Here is a 25,962-nt window from a genome sequence, read left to right on the forward strand (position 1 = left end):
ACGAAAAGCCCCTTGCCCTAGCCACGAAGAGCACCTGACGTAGGCACCAAGCGAACGCCGAGACGCGCGATAGATCAAAAAGGAAACGCGCGCATGCCTGGGCGGTGCCGGCTCCCATCTTTCAAACCTAAGCATAATTACTGAGAGAAATTCACATCCGCCGCGAGCACGCTGCGTGAATCAGCGTCACGCTCAGTTGCTAGATCGACTCGTCCAAGTGGGCGTTCCAGACCGCGTTGGCCTCCTCGTGGGAGTCGACGCCGTTGAAGAACGCGTCCGCCAGATTCCCGGCCTCCGACTCCGGCACCCCCTCGATCTCCAGGAACTTGGGGCGGTGCACCGCAAACGGCTCCGGACGGTACGGCACGGCGATGACCAGCTTCTTCCGAACCGGGCCGTATTCGACCGCCTCGGCGATCAAGGCGTCCACCTTGCCCGCCTCCAGGTGGATGTACGCGTCGAGGACGAGAACCGCCCGCGCCCAGCCCTCCGCGTTGGACTCCAGCGCCTCCCGGCCCTTGCGCGCGCCCTCGGCCAGGTCGTCCGCGACGAAGCGGGTGAGGCCGCGCTGGCCGCTCGCCTCCTCGTAGCCGAGGATCGGGGTCAGCGGGCCGCCCTCGGACACACTCCACACCCCGTGCGCGGCGAAGAATCCGGCAAGTCTCGCGAAGCCGTACATGAACTCCAGCATCGCACGCGAGCCCCGGCCCGCGCCGACCTGAAGCCGCAGAACAGGGGCCGGTTGCCAGAGATCCTTAGACTCTCCTCGGCGGGGTCGTAGCGCAGAGGTAGACGCATCGGAATCCGGATCCGAAGAACGCCGGTTCGACTCCGGTCGACCCCGCCCTCGAAGAATGACTCGCCCCCGAAGAATGGAGGATGGATGCGACCGCTGCATCCGTCCGCGGTACCGGCGACGATGATCGAGCGCGCGACCGAGCGCCGCGAGGCGGGTGACTGGCAGGGCGCGTGCGCGGCCGCGGGTGTGCTGCTCGGCTTCGAGCTCCGCTCGGTCGAGCGCCAGCTCGGGCCCGAGGCCGTCGACAAGGCCGAGGACGACCTGCGCCATCTGGTGCCGGACCTGCTGCGCTGGCACATCCCCCGCGATCACGCCGGCCTCCCCCGCACCGACGCCTTCTACCCGCTCACGCTCCTGCCCGACGACCACGCGGTGTTCGCGCAGGCCGAGGCGCGCACGCAGCGGATTCAGCTGTGCTTCGGGCGCATGATCGAGCAGCCGGGCCGGCGGGACGACACGTTCGTGCTCCTGCGGGATCGGTGGGATTCCCGGTGTACCGCCGAAAAACTCACGAGATCCGGCGGAGTCACCCGGTTGCCGTTCTTCGCCGCGACCGGGGAACGGCTGCCCGAGGACGCGCTCGGCGACGACTCCCCCGAGGGGCGGGTCGAGCGCGCGCTGCGGGCCCGGACCCAGGCGGCCGCGTGGGCGATCGCCGGGTACGACCTGCGCGTCCTGCTCTTCGACCGCCGCTTCGGCCGCGAGCGCGTCGACCCCGCCGCGTTCGCGATCGACCCCCGCCGGCGCAACCACGCGCGCGGGGTCGCGGTCGAGCACTCGCTGGCCCCGCTGCGCCCGGTGCAGGCCACGCTGGCCGACGCCGCGCGGCGCACCCTCGAATACGTGGCCGAGCTGCGCTACAGCGCGCCGCATCGCAATCCGCGCGTCATCCCGCCCCCGCCGCACCCGATGACCGAGGTCGACGACCACCGGGGCCTGGTGCGGCTCGATGTGCGGGGCCGCACCGTCGTGCTCGACGGCACCCGCGCCCGGCTGCTGACCCGTGCGCCCTACCACGAGGCCGACGGGTCCCGCTTCGACGCCGAGCTCGACGAGTTCGGCACGCTGCTCGAGCGCATCCCGGTCGTGCCGCCGGCGCTGGTCCGCCGCCCGGAGGAGTTCGACGCGCTGCTCAACGGGCCGGTGCACCTGCACCCGCTGGCGCATCGGGCACTGTTTCCAGAAGCCCCGGCAGCGGTACCGCCAGAGCCCACCCGCCTCCCCACCGCCATCCGCGTGCGTTGCGACCACGCGACCCACGAGGTCGTCATGCGCGACGGCGCGACCGTCATCCCGCACACCCCCGTCGAGATCGACCGCGAGCTGGCCCTGGCCGCGCTCGGCGGCGAGCTGCAGGGCTGCGTGGCCGCGCGGGAGGGCTGGCGCGACCCCGAGCACCGCCCGCCGCGGCGGGTGCTGCGGCTGCAGGTCGAGCTCATGCACGTCATCCAGCACGGCGACACCGCCGCCGTGCTCGACGCGCTGGAGCGTGGCCTCGACCCGCACGTGCGCTTCCGAGCGCACGGCGAGACCCTCCTGCACCTGCTCCCGCTGCTGCCGGGCGGCGAACCGCTGCTGCCCCGCCTGCTCGCGGCCGGCCTGGACCCGAACGCCCGCGACTCCCGCGGCCGCACCCCGCTGCACGAGGCCGTGGCCCTGGGCTCGACGGCCCTGGTACGCCGCCTGCTGAAGGCGGGCGCCGACCCGACGGCCCGCGCGAACCCCGGCGGCTACACGGACATGGCGGGCTTCACGGGCCGCCCGGACCTGGACTTCCTGCGCGCCATGATCCGATGAGCGCTCCCGCCGCCCCGGCCTGGCCTTCGCGCACGCATCGACCGTCTACACTCCGCTCGGGCAGGGCCGTAGCGCAGAGGTCGACGCACCGCCTTCGCATGGCGGGGAACGCCGGTTCGATTCCGGCCGGCTCTGCCCCTCGTGCCGTCCCGGACAGCCAAGCGGTTCTGCATGTTCGGCCGCCCGGCCCACCGCCGCACCTGATCCATTCCGGCTGCCGGTTCGCGACGATCGGGGTGTGATCGTTCGCCGCTGGATCGTCGCCGTCCTCGCCGTTGCCGCGCTCGCCGCCTGTGACCCGAACACGCCGGCCAAGCCGAACAACCTCGTGGGCGTCGCGCCCTCGGCCGAGGCGAGCCCCAGCGAGTCGCCGAGCCCGTCACCATCGGCCTCACCGACGCCGACGCCGTCCGCGGAGATCCCGACCACGGCCGCGGCCGTGCCGACACCGCCGCCGCCCGCGGCCACGACGAAGAAGCCCGCCCCGGCGAAGACGACGACGAAGCCGCCCGCGCCGAAGACCACCCCACCGGCGGCCGTCTACTACAAGAACTGCGACGACGTCCGCGCCCACGGAGCCGCCCCGCTGTATCGAGGCCAGCCCGGATACCGCTCGGGCCTGGACCGGGACAACGACGGCGTGGCGTGCGAGTAAGGCAGCGGCGTCTGGCACAGCCACTACGAACTACGATGTCCCGCCATGGCGGCGGACGGGGCGACCGGCGGGGCTGAGGCGTTCGAGCGGTTCGCGCGGCACATGTACGAGCAGGCCCCGGAGGGCTGGCACACGGCGGTGCTCTCGGCCGACATCGTGCGCAACGGGCACGGCGGCGAGGGGGTGCGCTACCTCCGCGCGGACGGCAGCGGCATCTTCCAGTCGTCGATGGATCACCGCTCGGTCGGCCCGGGCCTCACCGAGCTCTTCCGCGAGCTCGCCGCCGGTGAGCGGTTCCGCAACGTGATGGTGCACCTCACGCTCGACGCCGCCGGCCGGTTCGATGCGGTCGCCCGGTTCAACCTGCGCGGCTCCAACGTCGGTAACACCTACACGGCGGTACTGCCCCCGGAGGCGCTCGACCCGGAGCCGGTCGTGGCGGATCCCTCCTACGCCGGCGATCCCGAGCGGGCCGTGGCCCTTCTGCGCGTGCTGGAGCCGGCCGGCCTGCGCGCACCGGCGGGCGAGGCGGCCATCGCCGCGGCCGAGGCGGCGCTCGGCTTCCCGCTGCCCCCGGACCTGCGCGCGCTGTACGCCATCGCGGACGGCGGCGGCGAGATCATGGACGGCCGGCAGTGGTACTCGCTGGCCGAGCTCGGCAATGCCGAGCTCACCTCGGCGCCGCGGCCGGGCGGCTGGACCGAACGCTGGGAGCGGGTCGTGCTCGACGCCGAGCCGTTCGACACGGTACGCCGGGCCACCGGCCGCCCCGGGTGGATCCCGATCGCCGAAGACCACGACGGCAACTTCATCGCCATCGACCTGGCGCCGGCCCGGCTGGGCCGCCCCGGTCAGGTGATCCGGGTCGGCAAAGCCTACGACGACGGCCCGGCCTACGTGGCCGACTCGGTCACGTCACTGCTCGCCGCCGCGGCCGCCGAAGACGACGGTGAGGGCGAAGGCGAAGGCGAAGAAGAACCGGAGCTGATGGTGGGCTCGCTGCGCCTGCGGCCCGGCCGGCAGGAGCTGCGGCTGTACGAGGCCGGCGTGGACACCGAGCCGGTCGCCGCGCTGCACCGCCTGCGTCGGCTGTGGTGCAGCGGCCCGCTCGACCTCGGCCCGGTGCGGGACCTGCCGGTCGAGAACCTGCGGGTCAACGGGGGCAGCTCGCTGGCGCCGCTGGCCGGGCACCCGACCCTGCGGTCGCTGGCCGTGTCGCGCGGCGCCGTCCCGGTCACGCTGGCGCCGCTGCGCGACGTGCCGAACCTGCACGGGCTCGCCCTGGCCGACGCCGCGGCGGTCGCCGACCTGGAGACCGTCGCCGAGCTGTCCGGCCTGTGGTACCTGGAGCTGTCGTTCGAGCAGTGGCAGAGGATCCGTCCGGCGCTGGACCGGCTCGACGGCCTGCGGGCGGTGACGCTCGCCGGCCGGCCGAGCGCGCGGCAGGCGATTGCGTGGCGGTCCTTCTTCGATGCCGGCCCGCACATCACGGCCCGGCTGACCCGCGCCGCGAACGGCCTGGTCGGCTAGCGCACTACCGAAACCGCCTCCCACGTTCGGGTGAATCGGCTCGACACGGGTAAATGGGGCGATCCGCCGGAGTAGGGTGCCGCGGCGCTACGCTCGCGGCCGTGGCTAGGGGAGCTGTCCGCAACTTCGAGACGGCGCTCGGCGCGATCGGTGTGCTGGCGCTCATCATCACCGCGATCATCGTGACCGGCTGGAACCCGCTGCCCAAGGTCACCGACTGGTGGGACAAGGTCGCCGACAACACCGGCAAGCTGTCGACCCCGGACACGACGTGGACCGAGCGCGTGGGCGGGCAGCCCTCGTCGGCCGTGATCGCCGGTACGGCCGCCATCGTCAGCATGCGGGGCACCGTCGAGGGGCGGTCGCTGAGCTCGGGCCAGGTGTTGTGGACCAAGGAGGCCGACTGGGCCGGGGTCGCGGGCGACGGCTCGAACGCGGTCGCGATCGTCGGGCGCCGCGGTGTCGGGCTCGAGGCGCTGGACCCGGCGAGCGGGGCGGCGAAGTGGAAGGACGGCGACGCGGTCGGGGCGTGGACGTATCGGGACTCGGTGCTGACGCTGTCGTGCGGGGGGCTCAGCGACTGCACGCTCACCGCGCGGGCGCCGCGCGACGGGGCGCAGATCTGGAAGCTCACGCTGCCGGGGATCGGGCGGGTGCTGAACGGCATCAACAGCGATCTGCTCGGGACCGAGGTCAAGGCCGACGCGTACCGCGACGCCATCGACGCCATGCCGCGGGCGATCCCGGCGATGCTCGGGTTCCCGATCGAGCAGAAGGTCAAGGTCGTCGACACCGGGCGCGGCAAGCTGCTGCCCGAGGCGAGCCCGTCGAAGACGTCGCGGGTCGTCGTCGCGGGCGGGCGGGTGCTGGTGTCGACGGCGGCGCCGAAGGACGGCAACTGCCGGTACACCCTCGAAGCCCGCGACGCGAGCACCGGCAAGACCGTGTGGAAGAAGGACGGCTACGACCTGCACACCGCCTCCGGCGCCGGGTGTGAGCAGCGCCGGGACCCGGCTGGGGCCGACTCCGTGCTCATCGCGACCCGCGGCGACAACCGCGAGGTGTTCCTCTCCCCGCGCGACGGGCGCGAGATGTGGGCCGGCGCCGACGGGGACGAGATCGTGGCGGCCGACAGCCAGTACGGGCTGGTGCGCTCCAACGGCGGCAAGACGCTCTCGGTCGTCGGCTTCGACAAGGGCGGACGGCTCTGGCAGCACGAGGTCCCGGAGAAGGCGGACATCGCGGTGTCGCGCTATGCGGTGCTCGTGCGCGACTCCGCCGGCGGGCGGCTGCTCGCCTACGCGCCGGACAGCGGGCGCACCCTCGTGGACGCGAAGACCACCGCGGACGTGCTCGGCATCAGCGACCGGGGCATGATGATCGGCCGCGGCCGGACGATCGGCTATCTCCCGTTCAATTAGCGGATTCGGTACCGGCGTCAGCGATGCTCCATGACCAGCGCGAACGAGGTGTGCGGGGCCAGCGCCTCGTATCCGTGCGCGACGTCGCCGGCGAAGGAGGCGTAGTCATGGACGTCGAGGTCGACCGGTGAGTCCTCGGGCCCGACCCGCAGCCGCCCGCTGATCATCACCACGTGCTCGACGGTGCCGGCCAGGTGCGCGTCGGCCTTGCGGGCGCCGACGGGCTCGACGCGCATCAGGTAGATGTCCCGGCGCACTCCCGGCGGGGAGGTCGCCAGGAGGGTACCGATGAAATCCGCCTGTCCGGACTTCACCGTCGGGCCCTCTCCGGCCCGGATCACGCGGGGCGCGGTCGGCGGCGGCTCGACCAGGCGGCTGAAGGGCACGTTGAGCGCGACGGCGAGGGCCCAGAGCGTCTCGATGTTCGGGTTGCCGGCCCCGGACTCGAGCTGGCTGAGCGTCGACTTCGCGATACCCGCGCGCTTGGCGACCTCGCTCAGGGACAGCTTTTCCCGCTCCCGCTCGCGGCGCAGGGCGGCGGCGATGAGGTCGATCGGGGGCTTGGTGGGGTCCAAGGCACATCCGTTCGGTACAGCGAACGACTTATTCGGCTTGACGAACACTCGGTAGCGGGTCCAGCATACCGAACTATGCGTTCGATTCTCCGAACAGATCCCATCGCCCGGGACGTCGCGGCGCTGTGCGCGGCGGGTGTGGTCGTCGGGCTGTCGTTCGGCGCGATCGCCTCGGCCGCCGGGGTGCCGTTGTCGCAGATCATCGCCATGAACGCGTTCGTGTACGCGGGCGGCGCCCAGTTCCTCGCCGTCGGCATGGCCGGCGCCGGGGCCACCGCGGCCGCGATCGTGCTCGCCGGGCTGCTGCTCAACGCCCGGCACCTGCCGTTCGGCCTGGCGATCGGCAACGAGGTGCTCGGCGAGCGCCGCGGCGCGCGGCTGCTCGGCAGCCACCTCATGACCGACGAGTCGGTCGCCTTCGCGCTGGCCCAGTCCGACCCGGCCCGCCGCCGTCGCGCGTACTGGCTGACCGGGATCTGCCTGTACCTGACCTGGAACGTCGCCGCGGCCGCCGGGGCGATCGTGGGCTCCGCGCTCGGCGACACGGAGACGTTCGGCATCGACGCGGCGTTCCCGGCCGCGCTGCTGGCGCTCACGCTGCCCTCGCTGAAGGACCGGCCGTCGTTGCGCGTCGCGATCGGCGGGGCCGCGCTCGCCCTGGTCGCGACCCCTTTTCTGCCCGCGGGGCTTCCCGTCCTGGCCGCACTGCTCGCCCTCGTCCTCGGAAGGAAGCGACCGTCATGAGCTGGATCGCGATCGTCGTGCTCGCCGCCGGGACCTACGCGTTCCGCTTCGCCGGACCCGTGCTGCGCGACCGGATCACGGTGTCGGACGAGCTGAAGCGGTACCTCTCGCTCGCGGCCGTCGCCCTGCTGGCCGCGCTCATCGCCACCGCCGCGCTGGTGGAGGGCGGCCGGTTCGTCGGCATCGCGCGCCCGGCCGGGGTCCTGGTCGGGGCCGTGCTCGCGTGGCGCAAGGCGCCGTTCGTGGTCGTTGTGGTGGCCGCAGCACTGACGGCCGCCCTGCTCAGGGTCGCCGGAGTCGAGTAATACAGTCGAGGGCATGCCCGACTTCGCGTTCTCCCCGCTGCTGCCGCTCGGACCCGACACCACCGAATACCGCCTGGTCACCAGCGACGGGGTCGGCCGCGACGGACGGTTCCTGACCGTCGAGCCGGAGGCGCTGACCCGCCTCACGGACGAGGCCATGCACGACATCGCGCACTTCCTGCGCCCGGCCCACCTCACCCAGCTGCGCTCGATCATCGACGACCCGCTGGCCTCGCCGAACGACCGGTTCGTGGCCCTCGACCTGCTGCGCAACGCCAACATCGCCGCGGGCGGGGTGCTGCCGATGTGCCAGGACACCGGCACGGCGATCGTCATGGGCAAGCGCGGCCGGTTCGTGCTCACCGACGGCAACGACGAGGAGGCGATCGCCCGCGGCGTCTTCGACGCCTACACGCGCCTCAACCTGCGCTACTCGCAGCTCGCCCCGCTGACCATGTGGGACGAGAAGAACACGGGCTCCAACCTGCCGGCGCAGATCGAGCTGTACGCCGAGGGCGACGACGCGTACAAGTTCCTCTTCATGGCCAAGGGCGGCGGATCGGCCAACAAGAGCTACCTGTACCAGGAGACCAAGGCCCTGCTCAACCCGACCCGCATGATGCAGTTCCTCGAGGAGAAGCTGCGCCTCATCGGCACGGCCGCCTGCCCGCCCTACCACCTGGCGATCGTGATCGGCGGCACGTCGGCCGAGCACGCGCTGAAGACGGCGAAGCTGGCCTCGGCGAAGTACCTCGACACCCTGCCCCTGGAGGGCTCGCCCGTCGGCCACGGCTTCCGGGACGTGGCGCTGGAGGCCGAGGTGCTCCAGCTCACGCGCGAGTTCGGCATCGGGGCGCAGTTCGGCGGGCGGTACTTCTGCCACGACGTCCGCGTCGTGCGCCTCCCGCGCCACGGCGCCTCCTGCCCGGTCGCGATCGCGGTCTCCTGCTCCGCCGACCGCCAGGCCGTCGCGAAGATCAACGAGCAGGGCGTGTGGCTCGAGCAGCTCGAGCGCGACCCGGCCCGCTTCCTGCCCGACGTCACCGACGAGCACCTCGACGACGACGTCGTGGCCGTGGACCTCAACCGCCCGATGGCCGAGATCCGCGCCCAGCTCTCGCAGCTGCCGGTGAAGACGCGGCTGTCGCTGACCGGCCCGCTGGTCGTGGCCCGGGACATCGCCCACGCGAAGATCGCCGAGCGCCTCGACGCGGGCGAGCCGATGCCGCAGTACATGCGCGACCACGCCGTCTACTACGCCGGCCCGGCGAAGACCCCCGAGGGCTACGCGTCGGGCTCGTTCGGCCCGACGACCGCGGGGCGCATGGACTCGTACGTCGAGAAGTTCCAGGCCGCCGGCGGCTCGATGGTCATGCTGGCCAAGGGCAACCGCTCGAAGCAGGTGACGAACGCCTGCCACCAGTACGGCGGCTTCTACCTGGGCTCGATCGGCGGCCCGGCCGCGCGGCTGGCGCAGGACTGCATCAAGCACGTCGAGGTGCTGGAGTATCCGGAGCTCGGCATGGAGGCGGTCTGGAAGATCGACGTGGTCGACTTCCCGGCCTTCATCGTGGTCGACGACAAGGGCAACGACTTCTTCGCCGAGGTGACACAGCCTAGGCTGACCCTTCAGATCGGCAAGCGGTAGCCGTTCGCGTTGCTCCAGGTCAGGGGCGTCCTATGGGCGCCCCTGAGGTACTTGCCGTCCGTGCGAAAGGGCGTCAACAGCTGTCCACGTGCACGATGGATTCGATTGCGGCGACCGGCACGAGTCTCTGTACGTAGGTCGCCTTGGGCCGGCGGCCGTCGCTGTCGAGCACTCCCCCGGATGTCGACGCATCGCGTACCCACTGAGTTATTGCGACGAAGTCGTAATCCATGGACGTGATGTCGCCGCATACCAATTCGTGGTCGGCTTTGAGCTGTACAAGACCGGGAAGGCGATCCCTCGGTACCGCCGGTGCCGACCATGAGACGACAAGCGCGATGCCCAGCGCGACGACAGCGATTCCCCCAACCGCCAGCGGATTGAAGCTGAGGGGGACGACGCCGACCCCGAGCGACGCGAATGACAGAAACGCCATGATCAGGGCAACGAGGACAACGTCCCGCCAGCCCGACGACGCCCCGGTCACCAGATTTGCTCCGCCAAAGACGATGGCCAGGGCGAACACCGCACTCGTCGCACCCAGCCAACGAGTGGAGCGGCGAGGCAGGGCATCCGGAGCCGTGGGCTCCCGCACGTCGGTCACGGCGTGAGCCTAACGTTCAACGACCAGCGTCGCTGTCCCGTGCGCGACGGCGGTGACGGCGCTGGCTGCGACTTCTTCGCCGAGGTCACCAAGCCGGTTGACCGTCGGCCGCCGCTAGCGACGCCGCGGCCCCCTCGGCGTCGATGAGCCGAGGGGGCCGGACCACGTGCTAGGCGTCGGCGGCCGCGGCGACGAGGGGCAGGACGCGGTAGGGGATCTGCGCCGCCAGGGCGATGATCGTCGAGGAGCGGACGATCCCCTCGAAGCTCATCACCCGGTCGATCACCCGCTGCAGGTCGGCGTTCGAGCGGGCCACGATCCGGCACAGCAGGTCGCCCGAGCCGGTGATCGTGTGGACCTCCAGCACCTCCGGGATGTCGCGCAGGTGGGCCGAGACCGGGTCGTGGCCGAAGCGCTGGCGGATCTCCAGGGTCACGAACGCGGTCACCGCGTAGCCGAGCGCGGCCGGGTCGATGTCCGGGCCGTGGCCGCGGATCACGCCGCGGGCGGCCAGGCGGTCCAGGCGCGCCTGCACGGTGCCGCGCGCGACCCCGAGGCGGCGGGAGCACTCCAGGACGCCGATGCGCGGCTCGGCGTACAGCAGGCTGATCAAGCGTGCATCGAGAACGTCGATTTCACCGGACAATATGCTCACCCGTACCCGCGAAACAGCCAGCTAATTGTGCAACTTGACCAAGCAGAATAGCGTTCCTTGCCCAGCCCGGGAATGCCGGGCGACGCTTGGTCGTATGACCCGCGCCATCGAAGACCTGAACGAGCTCATCGGGGCCGTCGAGCACGACGTCTCCCACGACCCCTTCCCGCTCACCGGCCTCGATCACGTCCGGTTCTACGTCGGCAACGCGAAACAGTCGGCGCACTACTACTCGACCGCGTTCGGCATGACGCTGCTGGCGTACCGCGGGCCGGAGCAGGGCTACCGCGACCACGCCGAATACGTGCTCAAGTCCGGCTCCGCGATCTTCGTCCTCGCCGGCGGGGTGCACCGCGAGGCCGAGGCCACCCAGCACTACGAGCGCCACGGCGACGGCATCGCCGACATCGCGCTCGAGGTGCCCGACGTCGACACCGCGTTCGCGTTCGCCGTGCGCCAGGGCGCCCAGCCGCTCGAGCAGCCGCACGACGAGGAGGACGAGCACGGCGTCGTCCGGCGGGCGGCGATCGCGACGTACGGCGAGACCCGCCACACCCTCATCGACCGCTCGCGCTACTCAGGCCCGTTCCTGCCCGGGTTCGTCGCGCGCAAGCCGGTCGTCGCGCCGCCGGCCAAGCGCTACTTCCAGGCCGTCGACCACGTGGTCGGCAACGTGGAGCTCGGCCGGATGGACGAGTGGGTCGAGTTCTACCGCCGGGTCATGGGCTTCACGAACATGGCCGAGTTCGTCGGCGACGACATCGCCACCGAGTACTCGGCGCTCATGAGCAAGGTCGTCGCGAGCGGCACGCGCAAGGTCAAGTTCCCGCTGAACGAGCCGGCGGTGTCGCGCAAGAAGTCGCAGATCGACGAGTACCTCGAGTTCTACGGCGGCCCCGGGGCGCAGCACATCGCGCTGGCGACCAACGACATCCTGCGCACCGTCGACGAGATGACGGCCGCCGGCGTCGAGTTCCTCGTGACCCCCGACTCGTACTACGACGATCCCGAACTGCGCGAGCGCATCGGCCAGGTGCGGGCGCCGATCGAGGAGCTGAAGTCGCGCGGCATCCTGGTCGACCGCGACGAGGACGGATACCTCCTGCAGATCTTCACCAAGCCCGTCCAGGACCGCCCGACGGTCTTCTTCGAGCTGATCGAGCGGCACGGGTCGCTCGGCTTCGGCAAGGGCAACTTCAAGGCGCTCTTCGAAGCGATCGAGCGCGAGCAGGAACTTCGCGGAAACCTGTAACACTGTTCGGGTGACGTATCCGGGTCAGCCGCAACCGGGTGGTGTCCCGAACTACGGGCCGCCATCCGGCAATCCGCAGGGTTATCAACAAGGTTATCCACAGGGCGGACCGTCACCTGCGGGTTATCCACAGGTCAGTGGCGCTCCGGCGGGTTATCCACAACCCGGTTATCCACAGCCTGGCGGTTATCCACAGGGCGCCTACGCGGTACCGCCACCCGTGCCCCGGGCCCCGAACGGCATGCCGCTGGCGAACTTCGGCGACCGGCTCGTCGCCGTGCTCATCGACGGCGCCGTGCTGGTCGGCGTCGCGCTGGTGCTGGCGATCCCGATGTTCATCGCGATCTTCGCGGTGATCGCCGGCGCGACGGCGGCCGCCTCGTCCACCGAGACCCCCAACGCCGGCCTGCTGTTCGGGCTGCCGCTGCTCATCGAGCTGCTCTACCTGGTTCTGGTCCTCGCGGCCGGGTACGTCTACCACGTCGAGATGTTCCGCCGCACCGGCGTCACGTGGGGCAAGCGGGCGATGAAGCTGCGGCTGATCCGGGCCGACGACCCCTCCGCGCCCATCGGCCGCGGCGTGCTCGCCCGGCGCTGGGCCACGCAGAGCCTGGTCGGCGCCATCGTGCCGTTCTTCTCGTGGATCGACGGGCTTTGGCAGCTCTGGGACAAGCCGTACCAGCAGTGCCTGCACGACAAGGCGGCGGGGACAATCGTGGTGAAGGTCGGATGAGCGGCACGGAGGCTTTGTGACAGCGCCTGGGTGGTACAAGGACCCTGCGGACCCGGATGTCCAGCGGTACTGGGACGGCGAGGGCTGGATCGGGGAGCCCGTTCCGGCCTCGGAACCGGCCCCGGCGGCCCCGCCCGTGATCGCCGAGAAACCGGTGACCCCGGCGGCGCCGCAGATGCCGGTCGTCACGACGCCCGGAGCGCCGCTGCCGCAGGGCGCCGTCGTGCTGCCGCCCGGCACGCCGATCCCGCCGGGCGGGTTTCCCCCGGGGCAGCTGCCACCGGGCGCGATCGTGCTGCCCCCGGGCACGCCGCTGCCGGCCGGACTCCTGCCGCAGGGCCAGCTGCCGGCGGGCGCGGTGCAGGTGCTGCTGCCGCCGCAGGCCGGGTTCGCGGTGCCGGCGCAGGTCCGCCCGCACGGCTACGCGCTCGCCCCGCTCGGCAAGCGGTTCGTCGCCCGCCTGGTCGACATCCTCGCGGTCGCCGCGATCATCGCCGCGGCCACGGGCTTCCTGGTCTACCAGTGGATCCAGGAGGTCGGCCCGGTCATGGCGGAGATCTACCGCCGCCAGTCCCGCGGCGAGTCGATCGGCGACCTGACGACCTCCGACCGCGCGCAATACCTGCAGATCGTCATCCTGCTGCTCATCGCCGCGATCTGGTTCGCCTACGAGGTCCCGGCGCACGCCGGCAGCGGCCAGACCCTCGGCAAGCGGATCATGAAGATCAAGGTCGTCGGGCTGGAGGCCGATCAGCCGCTCGGCTTCGGCCGCGCCATCCGCCGCTGGAACCCGATGGGCCTCGGCGTGCTGCTGTGGACGTGCGGGGTCGGCTTCGTGCTGCAGTTCGTCGACGCCATCTCGCCGGTGGTCGACTGGCCGCTGCACCGCGCGCTGCACGACCGCGCGGCCCGCACCGTCGTGGTGATGGCCGAGCGGCACCCCGACCACGCCCTCACCCCCGAGTCCATCCCCGGAGACCAACGATGAGCCTCACCCGCCCGGATCTCGACGCCCTGCCCGCCTACGTCCCGGGCCGCAGCGTGCCCGGCGCCATCAAGCTGGCCAGCAACGAGGTGCCCTACGGCCCCCTGCCCGGCGTGGTGGAGGCGGTGACCGAGGCCGTCGCCGGCGTGCACCGCTACCCCGACATGGGCGTGACCGAGCTGCGCGGACGCCTGGCCGAGCGGCTGGGCGTCGACGCCGAGCGGATCGCGACCGGCTGCGGCTCCGTGGCGCTGTTCGAGCACCTGTTCCGCGTCGCCTGCCTGCCCGGCGACGAGGTGGTCTACCCGTGGCGTTCCTTCGAGGCGTACCCGATCATCGGCGCCACCACCGCCGCGAAGAGCGTGCGCGTGCCCAACACCGCGGACCACGGTCACGATCTGGACGCGATGGCCGAGGCGATCACCGAGCGCACGCGCATCGTGATCGTGTGCAACCCGAACAACCCGACGGGCACCGTGGTCCGCAAGGCCGAGCTGGACGCCTTCATCGACCGGGTGCCGGCCAACGTGATCGTGGCGCTGGACGAGGCCTACCGCGAGTTCGTGACCGACCCCTCGGTGCCGGACGGGCTGGTGGAGTACGGTGACCGCCCCAACGTGGTGGTCCTGCGCACCCTGTCGAAGGCGTGGGGGCTGGCCGGCCTGCGCATCGGCTACCTGATCGGCTCGCCCGAGGTGGCGGCGGCGGTGCGCAAGGTCGTCACGCCGTTCTCGACCTCGCTGGCGGCCCAGGCCGCGGCCCTCGCCGCGCTCGACCAGGAACCGGAGATGCGCCGCCGGGTCGAGCTCGTCGTGGCCGAGCGCGCGCGGGTCGTCGAGACGGTGCGCAAGGTCCACCCCGACGTGCCCGAGACCCAGGCGAACTTCTTCTGGCTGCCGCTGGGCGAGCAGTCGGCCGCGTTCGCGGCGCAGTGCGAGCGCGCGGGCGTGATCGTGCGCGCCTTCCAGGGCGACGGCGTGCGGGTCACCATCGGCACGCCCGAGGAGAACGACGCCTTCCTCGGCGCCCTCTGACGTTGTGACTCCTGGTCGGGGCGGGTTCAGCCCATCCCGACCAGGACCACGGTGTCCTGGCTGAAGTAGTACTTGTCGTCGATCTCGGACTCCTTGGTGGTCTGCAGGCGCTCGATCACCAGGTATCCCGCGTGCAGGTAGTACATGCTGTAGACGAACCGGTCCGCGGGCCGGATGCGCAGCTCGGTGCTCGACGTCACCGCGCCGGTCTCCAGGTTCAGGACCAGCAGCTGGTACTCGTTGTTGATCACGTAGAAGTTGCGCTGGTCGCCGCCGATGAGCCGGCCGGCGACCTCCGACATCCACAGGCGCTGGCCCGTCGAGCGGGAGAACGCCCAGATGTACCCGCCGGTCATCTGCTGGGCGATGACGTCCCCGACCGCGATCACCGTGTCCTTGTCCGCGACCGGCTCCGCTTTCACGGTGCGGTCGGCGGCGAGCGACCAGTACGAGGCCGTGATCGTGCCCAGTCCGGCGGCGGCGTCGGTGTACGTCACGACGCCCTCCCCCGTCGGGGCGGCCTTGAACATCGTGCAGCCGGACCGGCCCAGCTCGCACGAGGCCGGATCGACGAACCAGTTGGAGACGCCGTCGGTGCCGATCGAGGCCCCCGGCGGCCGCCAGGTGCTCAGCAGCGCGCCGCTGGCCGCGTCGTAGATCTCCAGCGTGGCGGGCTTCGCGCAGGTGTTCTTCACCATGTACGTGTCCGGGCCCGTCCAGTCGTTGGTGCGGCACCCGGGCTCGGCCGTGAACGAGCGCGTCCACTTGATCGTCCCGTTGACCGGATCGATCCCCTCGACGACGTCCTTGCCGGTCGCGATCACGACGGGCTGGCGGTCGAGCACGGACGCGCTGACGAACAGATCCTCGGGCGACCACATGGTCTTCGCCCCGGTCCGGCGCCCCTTGAACGACTCGCCGTCCGCGGGGTCGATCTTGGCCTGCCAGACGATGTCGCCCTTCTCGGCGTCGAGCGCGACGATGTCCCCGTCCGACCACTTCGTGACCACGACGGACATGCCGACCCCGCTGGCGGGCTTCTCCACCTCGACGATCGACACCACCTCGGCCGGCCACCGCCGGTACGACCAGTGCGGCGTGTTCAACCGCTGCGACGTCACCGGCGTGTCGGCGAAGACCCGCCGCTGCTCCGTGTAGACCCGCAGCCGCCCCTCGACGATCAGCGGCGCCGAGGGCAGCTCCGAGTACTGGATCGCCTTGATCGGCTCGGCCGACGGCACCGGCTTGTCCGCGCGGCTCACGGTCTCGGCCGGCTTGAGCGTGCGGTAGGCGGTGATGCCCATCGCGAAGAGCACCACGAGAACGAGCAGCCCGGTCAGCACGAACCGCACCGGCCGCGACCAGCTACGCGGCGAAACCAGCCGGCGCAGCCCCGCTGCACTCGTCCCCATAACCACCTCCGCCGCGCACGATACCTGCCGAGCACCAAACAACGCGCACGGCGACCGTCGATCCGCAGAAGACTCACACCGCGTTCCCACCGCCCCGTGACATTCCCGCACGCCACTCGACCCGCGGCTCGGCAAGCGCGGCGACGCCCACGCACGGCACCCGATCACCCGTTCGTGGCAACGCTCCCTCTGCCCGCGGCGGCCTGACCGCCTGCCTGCCACGGCCTCAACTCGCCGCGACTCGCCACTGCGCCGGGTTGCCGCTTGCCGCTTGCCGCTTGCCGCTTGCCGCTGGCCACAACCGCGACTCGGCACCGCCACCACCACGATCGCGACTCGACACCGCCACTGCTACGGCTTCCCCACGGCCGCGGTCGCGACTCGCTGCGGCCGCGGTCGCGACTCGCCACGGCTACGGTCGCGACTCGCTGCGGCCGCGGTCGCGACTCGCTGGCGCTGTGGTCCGACGAGACCGTGGTCACGCGTGCGAGGTTGACTCGGCGCAGGGGTGCACACCGAAGCGGTCGCGGCCGGCGATCGCTGCGGCCCGCCGTCCGGCGAAGAGCGTGACTCATCACCGCGCGGCAAGGCGAACGGCCCGCGCGCGTGGTCGAGCCGCGGCCGAACTCCAGGTCACTCGGGCTTGGTGATCGTCCCGGTCACCTCCCCGAACCCGATCCGCGACCCGCCCGGCCCCGGCGCCGTGGCGGTGATCGTCACCGTGTCGCCGTCGAGCAGGAACGACCGCGCGGTGCCGTCGGCCAGCTGCACCGGCCGCGCCCCGTTCCACGTGCGCTCGATGAACGATCCGGTCTGCTCGGCCTCGGCCCCGCTCACCGTCCCCGAGGCATACAGATCCCCGGTCCGCGCCCAGGCCCCGTTGACGGTCAGATGCGCCAGCTGCTGCGCCGGCGTCCAATACATCCCGCCGAACGGCGGCCGGGAGACCAGCGTGCCGTTCCAGAAAACCTCCATGCCGATGTCGTACCCGTAGTGCTCCCCCGCCCGCAGATAAGGCAGCACGGGCGGCTCTTGGACCGGTCCCGGCACCCGAGCCGCGTCGAGCGCGTCGAGCGGCACCACCCACGGCGAGATCGACGTCCGGAAGGACTTGCCCAGGAACGGCCCCAGCGGCTGATACTCCCAGGCCTGCAGATCCCGCGCCGACCAGTCGTTCACGAGCACCGCCCCGAACACGTGCGAGCGGAAGTCGTCGATCGCGACCGCCCCCTCGGACGGCACCCCGACCACGAACCCGACCTCGGCCTCGATGTCCAGCCGCCGCGAGGGCCCGAACCCCGGCCCGTCCTCGTCGGGCGACTTGCGCTGCCCGAACGGCCGCGGCACGTCGGTGCCGGAGACGACCACGGTCCCGGCCCGCCCGTGGTACCCGACCGGCAGATGCTTCCAGTTCGGCAGCAGCGGCTCCCCGCCGGGCCGGAACAGCTTCCCGAGGTTGGTCGCGTGCTCCTCGGACGAGTAGAAATCGACGTAGTCGGCGACCTCGAACGGCAGCTGGAGCCGCACATCGGCCACGGACAACAGCAGCGGCTCGATCGATTCCTGATACCGCCCGGCGCTCAGCAGCTCGCTCAGCCGCTCCCGCACCCGGGACCAGACCGGCCGCCCGGCCGCCATGAACCGATTGAGCGTCCCCTGCCCGAGAAACGTCCCACCGGCGTCGATCAGCCCCCGCCCCTCGGCCGCGGCCAGGTTCAGAATCCGATCCCCGATGCGCACGCCGGTCCAGCGAAACCGATCCTGCCCGAACGCGCAGTACGGCAGGCTGCCCACCCCGAACGCATCATCCTCGGCGAGCTCCAGCCAAGCGGCACCACTCATCGCGCACCTCCAACAACCGGAACCCGCTCCCGCGAGACGACCCCGACTCCAGCACCGAACCCAAGCGAAAGCTCATCCGGCAACCCCGCCGCCGACGGCCGCGAGAGCACCAGCACCCGCGGCCCCGACCCCGCGGCCATGGAAAGCGCCCGAGGAAGCCCCCGTCGCCGCCGCAGCAACCCGGAACGCGACGACCCGAAGCCGAACGCCGACACCGCCCGCGGACGCACCGCCCAACCGCGCAGCACCCCGAAGCCCGACGACCTGATGCCGAACGCCGGCAACACCTGCGGACGCACCGCCCGTTCGCGCGGCAGCCCGGAACACGACGCCTCGGAGCAGGGCAGCCCGGAACGCGACGCCTCGGAGCGGGGCAGCCCGGAACGCGACGCCTCGGAGCGGGGCGGCAACGGCACCCGCACGAGCAAGGGCCGGCGCTCCGGCACCCCCGAGCGGAACGGCCACGAGCGCAACCGCGACCGATCCGGCGAGGGCAACGACCGCCGCGTGCGCAAGGAAGACATCCGGGCGGTCGACGTGTGCAACGGCGAAGCCCCCGACCACGACGACGGCAAGCGGGACGCCACCACGGCCGGACGCGCTTGCGAAGTGCCGGATCGCCACCAGCGCGGCCACGACCAACGCAAGCGAGACTCCGCCCGGGCCGGATCGGGCGGCGACGAGCGGGACGGTACCCGGGCCGGGTGAGGCGGCGGAGAGGACAGCGCCCGCGGGAGGGCGAGCCACCGCAGCGTGCGCAGCAGCGTCCTCATCGCGGGTCCTGCGGTCGCGGACGGTCCAGCAGGCCCAGCGTCACCAGGTCGCCGACCGGGTCCTGGACGCTGCAGCTGCCAAACCCGGCCCACAACGGCCGCTCGCGGTCGAGATGCGGCCGGACGCGGTCGGCCAGCGGATGGGCCTCGGCCGAGGACAGCAGCGCCGCGAGGTCGGAAGGGTCGGCGCCGTCGGCGGCGGCCAGCACGGCGGCCAGGATGTTCACGAAGCCGTGGTGGACCAGGCCCGTCTCGGCGTCGGTGTGGCGGACCGCGTGGTGCAGGCCCGCGGTGAGCTTGAACGGCAGGTCGCGGTCGCGGCAGGCGATGATGACGGCGGCGAGCTCGGACGGGCTCGGGAAGAGCTCCGCGGCCAGCCCGCCGGTGCGGAACTTCGCGGCCACGGGCAGGCCCTCGGCCCGCAGCGCGGCGATGGCGTCCAGGCCGGACATCAGGCCCCAGGCGAGCGGCACCTCCAGATACCACTGCAGGGGCGACTCGCGTCCGCGCATCAGCCGCGCGAGCCGCTCGATGCCGGGCAGCGGGTCCTCGCCCCGCTTCGCGACCGGGCTCTCGAGCTGCCTGGTGCCCGCGGGGAGGTCGCCGAGCGCGGCCTCGAGGGCGGCCGGCTCACCGATCAAGCCGAGCGAGACGGCCGCCTCGGAACCGGGCGCGACCGAAGGCGACACCTGCGAGGCAGCCACGAGCAGTCCGGCCGCGTAGGAACCAGCCGCATGAGAACCGGCCGGATAGGAAGCAGGTGCGGGTGAATCCGGCGGGTGAGATGCGGAAGCGATCGCCAGGAAGGCGGCCCGGTCGGCGACGGGGAGGAGAAGGGGGCCGATGAGCTCGGAATACCAGCTCCGGCGGTGGCCCGCGTGCGCGGGCACGGCGTCGGTCAGTGGCGCGCTGCCCGGCGGAAACACGGCGGCGTCGTCGACCAGTGCGGTCAGCAGGGTTGGCACTGCGTTTGACACGGCTTCCGAATCTAGTGGACGCTTTACAGGGCGGACAACTTCGTCCGTTATCCGGACACTCCATGAAGCACGACCTGGAGGGCCGTGATGCCGTACTACCGCCGCGTCGGCGAGGTGCCGCCGAAGCGCCACACCCAGTTTCGCCAGCCCGACGGCTCGTTGTTCGCGGAAGAGCTGATGGGGCAGGAGGGATTTTCGAGCGACTCCTCCCTGCTCTACCACCGCAACCGGCCGACGGCGATCACCTCGGCGGTGCCGTTCGAGCCGCCGGCCTGGTCGCGAGTGCCGAACCTGCCGCTCAAGCCGCGCCACCTGCAGACCGGCAAGATCGGCGGGGGCAAGGTGGACGCGGTGCTCGGACGGCAGCACCTGCTCGCGAACGACGATGTCCGGATCTCGTACGTCGAGGCGACCGAACCCTCGCCCCTCTACCGCAACGCGGCCGGCGACGAGTGCCTCTACGTGTCGGCGGGCGCGGTCACCCTGGAGTCCACGTTCGGCGTGCTGGACCTGGTCGAGGGCGACTACGCGATCATCCCGACATCGGTCATCCATCGACTGGTGCCCAAGAACGGGCCGGTGAAGCTGCTGGCGATCGAAGCGACCGGACACATCGGACCCCCGCGGCGCTATCTCTCCGTGCGTGGACAGTTCCTGGAGCACGCGCCCTACTGCGAACGGGATCTCCGTGGTCCAGCGGAGCCCATCATCGCGGAGGGGTACGACATTTCCGTGCTGGTGCAGCACCGCCGGGGCTGGACCGAGCACATTTACGCAAATCACCCATTCGACGTCGTCGGCTGGGACGGCTGCCTCTACCCGTGGGCCTTCTCGATCCACGACTTCGAGCCCATCACCGGGCGCGTGCATCAGCCGCCGCCGGTGCACCAGACGTTCGAGGGGCCGAACTTCGTGATCTGCTCGTTCGTACCGCGCAAGGTCGACTACCACCCGCTGGCGATCCCGGTCCCGTACAACCACCACAACGTCGACTCCGACGAGGTGCTCTTCTACACGGGCGGCAACTACGAGGCCCGCCGCGGCTCCGGCATCGAGCAGGGCTCCATCTCGCTGCACCCGAGCGGATTCACCCACGGACCACAGCCGGGCGCGGTCGAGCGCGCGATCGGCGCCGAGGCCTTCGACGAACTCGCGGTGATGGTCGACACCTTCCGGCCGCTGGACCTGTGTGAGCCGGCCCTGGCGATCGAGGACACCGGGTACGCCTGGACGTGGGCCCGCCAGGCCTGACCGTCCTAGTGGGAGACCGGGTAGATCAACGCGACGGCCGTGGCGGCCAGTCCCTCGCCGCGGCCGGTGAACCCGAGGCCGTCGGTGGTGGTGCCGGACAGCCGCACGATCGCCCCGAGGGCGTCGTGCAGCACCCGCTCGGCCTCCGATCGCCGCTTACTGATCTTCGGCTTCACCCCGATGACCTGCACGGACACGTTGCCGATCTCGAAGCCGGCCTGCCGGATCAGGCGCGCGGTCTCGCGCAGCAGCGTGACGCCCGAGGCTCCCGCCCACTCGGGCCGTGACGTGCCGAAGTTCGCCCCGAGATCACCCAGCCCGGCCGCGGAGAGCAGCGCGTCGCAGATCGCGTGCGCGGCGACGTCGCCGTCGGAATGCCCGGCGAGCCCGTCGACGCCCTCCCACCGCAGCCCGGCGACCCAGCACTCGCGGCCGGACTCAAACGCGTGGACGTCGGTGCCGTTCCCGATCAACATCACGACGGGAGGGTACGACGTTTTGGTGCACAACCGTGAACCTTCGGTTGCCGAACCGACGCACGGGTCGGCATATGGGCGAATCGGGCCTAGGCTGGGTGGGGTGCGCAGCGATCAGACGACCCCGACGAGCCCCAGTCCGTGGTGGCGCACCGGAGCCGCGATTCGCTTCGGTCTGCTTGCCGTGATCGTGGTGTCCCTGTCCGTGGCGATCATCATTGCCCACCCGACCCGCTCGTCGCTGGCCCACGCGGTCGGCAGCAATCACCCGCTGGCCCCGTTCATCGCGATCGGCGGCTCGGCCGTGCTCACCACCGCGCTCGCCCCCCGCACGCTGCTGGCCGGCGTGGGCGGGCTGGTGTTCGGCTTCGTGGGCGGGGCGCTGTACATCATGCTCGGCATCACCATCGGCGCGCTGATCGCGCACACGGTGGGCCGGCTCCTGGGCCGCGAGTTCATGGCCCGCCACCTGAGCGGTCGCATGCTCGCCATGGAGCAGGCCGTCGCCAAACGCGGGATGCTCGCGATCTTGATTTCCCGAATGGTACCGATCGTGCCCTTCGGCATCGCCAACTACGTCTTCGGGACCACGAGCGTGCGCATGAGCGCGTTCATCACCGGCACGGTCGTGGGCGCTCTCCCGGCCACCCTGGCGTACTCGGCGCTCGGCTCGGCCACGGCCCGCGGCGACGCGGTGGGCATGTCGATCGCGGGCGTCATGATCGCCACGCTGGGCATCGGCGGCTCGGTCGGCAGCTTCCTGCTCTGGCGCCGCCGCCCGAAGAGGGCGACGACCCCGGCCCCCGCCGCGGCGTAAAGCGACCGGCACGACTGACATTCCGGAAATATCGGAATCCAGCACAAGGCACGACGGTGCCACGGCGCCGAAAGCGGGCAGCGGCGGTGACAGCGGCACCAGGCGGCGCGGCGGCGACAGCAGCGCCCAGCGGCGCGGCGGCGACACCATCGCGGTGCGCTAACAGCAGCATCCAGCGTCGGGGCGACAAGCAGCGAGGCGCGGCGACAGCGCCAGGCAAGAAGCAACAACGCTAGGCAAGAAGCAACAACGCCAGGCCAGAAGCAACAACGCCAGGCCAGAAGCAGCAGTGCCAGGTCAGAGCAGCAGCGAGGCCACAGCCAGGTCGAACGGCCGGGTGATCTTCAGCGCCGCCTCGGACCCGGGCACGGTGTACACCGGCTCACCGATCCGCTCGGCCATCCCGGCGTCGTCGGTGTGCTCGTCGATCGCGGCCGAGTGCGCCTTCTCCAGCACCCCGCGCCGGAACCCCTGCGGCGTCTGCACCGCACGCAGGGACGACCGGTCCACGGTCGCCACGACCGAGCCGGAATCCGAAACCTGCTTGATGGTGTCGACCACCGGAAGAACGGGTATGACGGCGCCGTGCCCCCCTCGCACCGCCGCCGCCACGGACTCCACCAGCTCCGGTGGGGTCAATGCGCGCGCCGCGTCGTGGACGAGCACGATGTCGAAGCCGTCGGGGACCGCCGCGAGCGCCGCGGCGACCGAGGCCTGCCGGGTCGCCCCGCCGGGCACTACCGTGACCGGGGCCACGGGCTCCAAGAGCTCCGCGACGAAGGACACGGCATCGGCCGGCGCGGCGACCACGATGCAGCCGACACTGGGCGCGAGCGCAAGACGCCGCACGGCGTGCACAAGAAGCGGCTCGCCGCCCAGGAGGCGAAGTGCCTTGGGGCCGCCAGGTCCGAGTCGGACCCCCATGCCGGCCGCAGGCACGAGGACCGCGACGTCACCACGCACAGACACGTGCGCCGTCACGTCGCGGTCCTCGATATCGAAGGGATAGCCAGGCTGGATTCGTCAGGCCTCGGTCAACACCTTGTCGAGCAGCGACTCCGCCTCGTCCTTGGTGCTCTTCTCGGCGAGCGCCACCTCGCCGACCAGAATGTCCCGCGCCTTGGCGAGCATGCGCTTCTCGCCGGCCGACAGACCACGCTCACGGTCGCGACGCCACAGGTCGCGGACGACCTCAGCAACCTTGAGCGGATTGCCGGAGGCCAGCTTCTCCAGATTCGCCTTGTACCGCCGCGACCAGTTGGTCGGCTCCTCGGTGTGCGGAGCGCGGAGGACGTCGAAGACCTTCGTCAGGCCTTCCTCGCCAACCACCTCGCGCACGCCGACGATTTCGGCGTTTTCGGCGGGCACCCGCACCGTCAGGTCACCCTGAGCGACCCTGAGGACGAGGTACTGCTTCTCCTCGCCCTTGATGACGCGAGTCTCGATTGCCTCGATGAGTGCGGCCCCGTGGTGGGGGTAGACAACGGTCTCGCCGACACTGAAAACCATAGGTTCGAAACCCCTTTCGCTGTGTCTAGGGTAACACGGTCACGCGCTGTCGTCCCACCCCAGAGAGCAGCATTCGCGCAGGTCAGAACACATGTGAGTCCCCTTTCTCCTGCTTGACAGGAAACGCCGGACCTGCTGTGTAGCGGATCAACAACCGGGAGCACGCACAAATGACCTGGCAGTCGGACATATCCGATTGATTACGGCAAGTGTCCTCCGTAGTGCGCCGCCGGTCCAGAACCGACACGCTGCGTGACGTGACCAGCGGCGGAGCGTAGATGATACGCACAGATCTCGATGTAGTCACCTCTGGCGCGGGACCGGAAGGTGAGGGAAAGTTGAGGCAGGTGCGAGGAGAACAGCGATGGGCGCGCTGCGGGATGACAACGGCGGTGGTGAGCGACCACAAGAGGGTGGTGGCCTCCCCGATCTCCCGCCTGAGTGGGGAACGATCATCATTCCCGACGATCCCGCCGCACTCGACGACGAAGGCGCACCGATCCGCCGGCAATTCCGCCGTGACGCAATCCACCGGCGCTGGCGGCGTCGACTGCACCTGAGGCCGAAGCCGGCCCGGCGTGTGTCGGACGATTCACCCGGACTCGTCGTACCGCTGCTGATCATGACGATCGCGGTCATCGCGACCCTCGTGAGCCTGTTCGCCGTCGCGTGGCCCGGGCGCGCCCCGAAGACGAGCCCCAAGGTCGGCTCCCCGACGAGCGCCCCGGCCGTGGTGTCGCTGACCGGCGTGAGCCTGCAGGACCCGGACGGCAAGCCGGTCGGGCTCGTGGAGATCTCCCCGGCCGTGGTGCTGCTCGTGGACGGGTGCTCCTGCGAGCAGCTCATCCGCAGCACCGTCGACGCCGTCGCGACGGCGAAGAACACCGTCAAGGTCATCGTGGTCGCCGCTCGCCCGCCTACGCTGCCCGGCGGGCTCAGGGAGGGCGTGACCGTGCGCTCCCTCGCCGACCCGAACAACTCGCTGCGCGCCTCGGTGCCCGAGCTGGCCGGCGACCGGACCACCGCCGCGGTGCTCGTCAGCTTCCACGGCAAGCTGGTGAAGGCGGTCCGATCGGTGACCACGCCGAACTCGTTCGAAGCCGAACTGTCAGACCTGTAGGAGCAGCGCGGAGGGCGCAAGGCGTCACTGTCAGACCTGTAGGAGCACCCCGTAGAGGGTGAGGCCGGGGCCGAACGCGAGCGCGACCGTGGTGCGCGGCGGACCGGCGGCGCGGCGGCGCAGGGCGTCGAGGATCAGCAGCACCGTCGGCGAGGAGCAGTTCCCGTGCGCCGCGAGGGTGTCGCGCGACGCGGCCAGGGCCGACTCGGGCAGCGCGAGCTCGTCGCGGACGACGTCCAGGATTCGGGGGCCTCCGGGATGTACCGCCCAGGCATCCACGTCCCGAGGAGACATCCCGCGCGGGCGCAGCAGCCGCTCGACCAGGTCGGCGACGTAGATCGACAGCACGTCGGGCACCCGCGGCGACAGCCCCATGCGGAAGCCCAGATCGGTCACGTCCCACGTCATATGGTCCGCGGTGGCCGTGTCGGTGACCGCGGCGATGTCGGCCACGAGCGCGCCGGGGCCGTCCGGCACGAGCACCACGGCGGCCGCGGCGTCGGAGAACAGCGCGTGCGCCACGATCTGCTGCGGGTCGTCGGTGGGCGGCTGCACGTGCAGGCTGGTCAGCTCGAGGCAGAGCAGCACCGCGGGGCGGCCGCGCGCGGACACGTAGTCCGAGACGGCGCCGAGCCCGGGCAGCGCCGCGTAGCAGCCCATGTGCCCGATGAACAGCCGCTGCGTGTCGTCGGCCATGCCCAGGTCGCGGGCGAGCAGGATGTCGAGGCCCGGCGTGGCGTATCCGGTGCACGAGCACACCGCGAACAGCCCGATCTCGTCCGGGCGCAGTCCCGCGGCGTCCAGGGCGCCCGCGACCGCGTCCTTGCCGAGCGGGAGGGCCTCCGTGAGGTACCGATGCATGCGTTTGGCGGTTGACCAGGAGGACGCGTCCTCCAGCAGCGGATTGACCGCCCCGTGACGGGTGACGACGCCCGAGTTGGCGAAGATCCGTTTCGCCAGCCCACGGCGGGGCCCGTCGTAGTGCCGCCTGAAGTAGCCGTCCCACACCTCGTCCTGGCGCATCTGCCCGGGAAACGTCACGTGCATC

The 25,962-nt window shown here is 71.3% G+C and carries 26 protein-coding genes and 2 tRNA genes; 17 read left to right on the top strand and 11 right to left on the bottom strand.

Annotated features, from left to right (window positions below; translation table 11 throughout):
- Positions 1-199 precede the first annotated feature (199 nt).
- Positions 200-691: a hypothetical protein gene (locus AC6JBM_RS42475; protein WP_497979430.1), complete on the bottom strand. Its 492-nt coding sequence runs from the start codon at positions 689-691 to the stop codon at positions 200-202.
- Positions 692-771: 80 nt separating this feature from the next.
- Between AC6JBM_RS42475 and AC6JBM_RS42480 the strand changes: the two genes are divergently transcribed.
- From AC6JBM_RS42480 to AC6JBM_RS42505, 6 genes are all read left to right on the top strand, one after another.
- Positions 772-844, top strand: a tRNA-Arg gene (locus AC6JBM_RS42480).
- A 39-nt stretch (positions 845-883) separates the two neighbouring features.
- Complete coding sequence (locus AC6JBM_RS42485; RefSeq protein WP_497979431.1) at positions 884-2,596, top strand: ankyrin repeat domain-containing protein; 1,713 nt, start codon at positions 884-886, stop codon at positions 2,594-2,596.
- A gap of 62 nt (positions 2,597-2,658) precedes the next feature.
- A tRNA-Ala gene (locus AC6JBM_RS42490) sits at positions 2,659-2,731 on the top strand.
- A gap of 103 nt (positions 2,732-2,834) precedes the next feature.
- A complete protein-coding gene (locus tag AC6JBM_RS42495; RefSeq protein WP_497979432.1) occupies positions 2,835-3,251 on the top strand; it encodes an excalibur calcium-binding domain-containing protein in 417 nt (138 codons plus the stop codon).
- A gap of 45 nt (positions 3,252-3,296) precedes the next feature.
- Positions 3,297-4,781 carry an SMI1/KNR4 family protein gene (locus AC6JBM_RS42500; RefSeq protein ID WP_497979433.1) on the top strand — a complete coding sequence of 495 codons (1,485 nt, stop codon included), beginning with the start codon at positions 3,297-3,299 and terminating at the stop codon, positions 4,779-4,781.
- Between the two features lie 101 nt (positions 4,782-4,882).
- Positions 4,883-6,202 carry an outer membrane protein assembly factor BamB family protein gene (locus tag AC6JBM_RS42505; protein ID WP_497979434.1) on the top strand — a complete coding sequence of 440 codons (1,320 nt, stop codon included), beginning with the start codon at positions 4,883-4,885 and terminating at the stop codon, positions 6,200-6,202.
- Positions 6,203-6,219: 17 nt separating this feature from the next.
- Here AC6JBM_RS42505 and AC6JBM_RS42510 read toward each other — a convergent pair whose 3' ends face one another.
- A complete protein-coding gene (locus AC6JBM_RS42510) occupies positions 6,220-6,777 on the bottom strand; it encodes a helix-turn-helix domain-containing protein (RefSeq protein ID WP_350610147.1) in 558 nt (185 codons plus the stop codon).
- Positions 6,778-6,852: 75 nt separating this feature from the next.
- Between AC6JBM_RS42510 and AC6JBM_RS42515 the strand changes: the two genes are divergently transcribed.
- Genes AC6JBM_RS42515 through AC6JBM_RS42525 form a run of 3 tightly spaced genes read left to right on the top strand, consistent with a single transcriptional unit; the run spans position 6,853 to position 9,474 of the window.
- On the top strand, positions 6,853-7,521 hold the full coding sequence (locus tag AC6JBM_RS42515) for an AzlC family ABC transporter permease (RefSeq protein WP_497979435.1): 669 nt from the start codon (positions 6,853-6,855) through the stop codon (positions 7,519-7,521).
- The gene (locus AC6JBM_RS42520) at positions 7,518-7,826 is read left to right on the top strand and encodes an AzlD domain-containing protein (RefSeq protein WP_497979436.1); all 309 of its coding nucleotides are present in this window, start codon (positions 7,518-7,520) and stop codon (positions 7,824-7,826) included. The genes AC6JBM_RS42515 and AC6JBM_RS42520 overlap by 4 nt, the downstream gene beginning before the upstream one ends.
- A 13-nt stretch (positions 7,827-7,839) precedes the next feature.
- The gene (locus AC6JBM_RS42525; RefSeq protein WP_497979437.1) at positions 7,840-9,474 is read left to right on the top strand and encodes a fumarate hydratase; all 1,635 of its coding nucleotides are present in this window, start codon (positions 7,840-7,842) and stop codon (positions 9,472-9,474) included.
- A 73-nt stretch (positions 9,475-9,547) separates the two neighbouring features.
- Here the strand turns inward: AC6JBM_RS42525 and AC6JBM_RS42530 are convergent, their stop codons facing one another.
- Both AC6JBM_RS42530 and AC6JBM_RS42535 read right to left on the bottom strand, forming a co-directional pair.
- A complete protein-coding gene (locus AC6JBM_RS42530; protein WP_497979438.1) occupies positions 9,548-10,078 on the bottom strand; it encodes a hypothetical protein in 531 nt (176 codons plus the stop codon).
- A gap of 169 nt (positions 10,079-10,247) precedes the next feature.
- Complete coding sequence (locus tag AC6JBM_RS42535) at positions 10,248-10,733, bottom strand: Lrp/AsnC family transcriptional regulator (protein WP_497979439.1); 486 nt, start codon at positions 10,731-10,733, stop codon at positions 10,248-10,250.
- Between the two features lie 94 nt (positions 10,734-10,827).
- Here AC6JBM_RS42535 and hppD point away from each other — a divergent pair, with 94 nt between their 5' ends.
- From hppD to hisC, 4 genes are all read left to right on the top strand, one after another.
- Positions 10,828-11,985, top strand: coding sequence for a 4-hydroxyphenylpyruvate dioxygenase (gene hppD, locus AC6JBM_RS42540; protein WP_497979440.1), 1,158 nt, complete (start codon positions 10,828-10,830; stop codon positions 11,983-11,985).
- A gap of 220 nt (positions 11,986-12,205) precedes the next feature.
- Positions 12,206-12,718: an RDD family protein gene (locus tag AC6JBM_RS42545; RefSeq protein WP_497979441.1), complete on the top strand. Its 513-nt coding sequence runs from the start codon at positions 12,206-12,208 to the stop codon at positions 12,716-12,718.
- A 16-nt stretch (positions 12,719-12,734) separates the two neighbouring features.
- On the top strand, positions 12,735-13,706 hold the full coding sequence (locus AC6JBM_RS42550; RefSeq protein ID WP_497979442.1) for an RDD family protein: 972 nt from the start codon (positions 12,735-12,737) through the stop codon (positions 13,704-13,706).
- A complete protein-coding gene (gene hisC, locus AC6JBM_RS42555) occupies positions 13,703-14,737 on the top strand; it encodes a histidinol-phosphate transaminase (protein WP_497979443.1) in 1,035 nt (344 codons plus the stop codon). The genes AC6JBM_RS42550 and hisC overlap by 4 nt, the downstream gene beginning before the upstream one ends.
- 26 nt (positions 14,738-14,763) lie before the next feature.
- On the opposite strand, the gene AC6JBM_RS42560 is transcribed toward hisC, so the two are convergent.
- Together AC6JBM_RS42560 and fahA are read right to left on the bottom strand one after the other, a co-directional pair.
- Complete coding sequence (locus AC6JBM_RS42560) at positions 14,764-16,089, bottom strand: outer membrane protein assembly factor BamB family protein (RefSeq protein ID WP_497979444.1); 1,326 nt, start codon at positions 16,087-16,089, stop codon at positions 14,764-14,766.
- A gap of 693 nt (positions 16,090-16,782) precedes the next feature.
- A complete protein-coding gene (gene fahA, locus AC6JBM_RS42565) occupies positions 16,783-17,991 on the bottom strand; it encodes a fumarylacetoacetase (protein ID WP_497979445.1) in 1,209 nt (402 codons plus the stop codon).
- Between the two features lie 138 nt (positions 17,992-18,129).
- On the opposite strand from fahA, the gene AC6JBM_RS42570 reads away from it, so the two are divergent.
- Positions 18,130-18,699, top strand: a complete 570-nt coding sequence (locus AC6JBM_RS42570) for a hypothetical protein (RefSeq protein ID WP_497979446.1) — start codon at positions 18,130-18,132, stop codon at positions 18,697-18,699.
- A gap of 61 nt (positions 18,700-18,760) precedes the next feature.
- Here the strand turns inward: AC6JBM_RS42570 and AC6JBM_RS42575 are convergent, their stop codons facing one another.
- A complete protein-coding gene (locus AC6JBM_RS42575) occupies positions 18,761-19,741 on the bottom strand; it encodes a hypothetical protein (protein WP_497979447.1) in 981 nt (326 codons plus the stop codon).
- 87 nt (positions 19,742-19,828) lie between these two features.
- Between AC6JBM_RS42575 and AC6JBM_RS42580 the strand changes: the two genes are divergently transcribed.
- Positions 19,829-20,992 (top strand): homogentisate 1,2-dioxygenase, encoded by a 1,164-nt coding sequence (locus AC6JBM_RS42580; protein WP_350610160.1) that lies wholly within the window; start codon positions 19,829-19,831, stop codon positions 20,990-20,992.
- Between the two features lie 5 nt (positions 20,993-20,997).
- Here the strand turns inward: AC6JBM_RS42580 and ispF are convergent, their stop codons facing one another.
- On the bottom strand, positions 20,998-21,468 hold the full coding sequence (ispF, locus tag AC6JBM_RS42585; RefSeq protein ID WP_350610324.1) for a 2-C-methyl-D-erythritol 2,4-cyclodiphosphate synthase: 471 nt from the start codon (positions 21,466-21,468) through the stop codon (positions 20,998-21,000).
- A gap of 103 nt (positions 21,469-21,571) precedes the next feature.
- On the opposite strand from ispF, the gene AC6JBM_RS42590 reads away from it, so the two are divergent.
- Entirely contained in the window at positions 21,572-22,285 is a 714-nt protein-coding gene (locus AC6JBM_RS42590; RefSeq protein WP_497979448.1) for a TVP38/TMEM64 family protein, read from the top strand.
- A gap of 297 nt (positions 22,286-22,582) precedes the next feature.
- On the opposite strand, the gene ispD is transcribed toward AC6JBM_RS42590, so the two are convergent.
- Positions 22,583-23,266 (bottom strand): 2-C-methyl-D-erythritol 4-phosphate cytidylyltransferase, encoded by a 684-nt coding sequence (ispD, locus tag AC6JBM_RS42595; protein WP_497979449.1) that lies wholly within the window; start codon positions 23,264-23,266, stop codon positions 22,583-22,585.
- Positions 23,267-23,308: 42 nt separating this feature from the next.
- Positions 23,309-23,794, bottom strand: coding sequence for a CarD family transcriptional regulator (locus tag AC6JBM_RS42600; RefSeq protein WP_350610163.1), 486 nt, complete (start codon positions 23,792-23,794; stop codon positions 23,309-23,311).
- A gap of 622 nt (positions 23,795-24,416) precedes the next feature.
- Between AC6JBM_RS42600 and AC6JBM_RS42605 the strand changes: the two genes are divergently transcribed.
- Complete coding sequence (locus tag AC6JBM_RS42605) at positions 24,417-24,914, top strand: hypothetical protein (protein WP_497979450.1); 498 nt, start codon at positions 24,417-24,419, stop codon at positions 24,912-24,914.
- Between the two features lie 30 nt (positions 24,915-24,944).
- Here AC6JBM_RS42605 and AC6JBM_RS42610 read toward each other — a convergent pair whose 3' ends face one another.
- Positions 24,945-25,961, bottom strand: a complete 1,017-nt coding sequence (locus tag AC6JBM_RS42610; protein WP_497986659.1) for a type III polyketide synthase — start codon at positions 25,959-25,961, stop codon at positions 24,945-24,947.
- Position 25,962 lies beyond the last annotated feature (1 nt).

This window comes from Dactylosporangium thailandense, assembly GCF_059739745.1.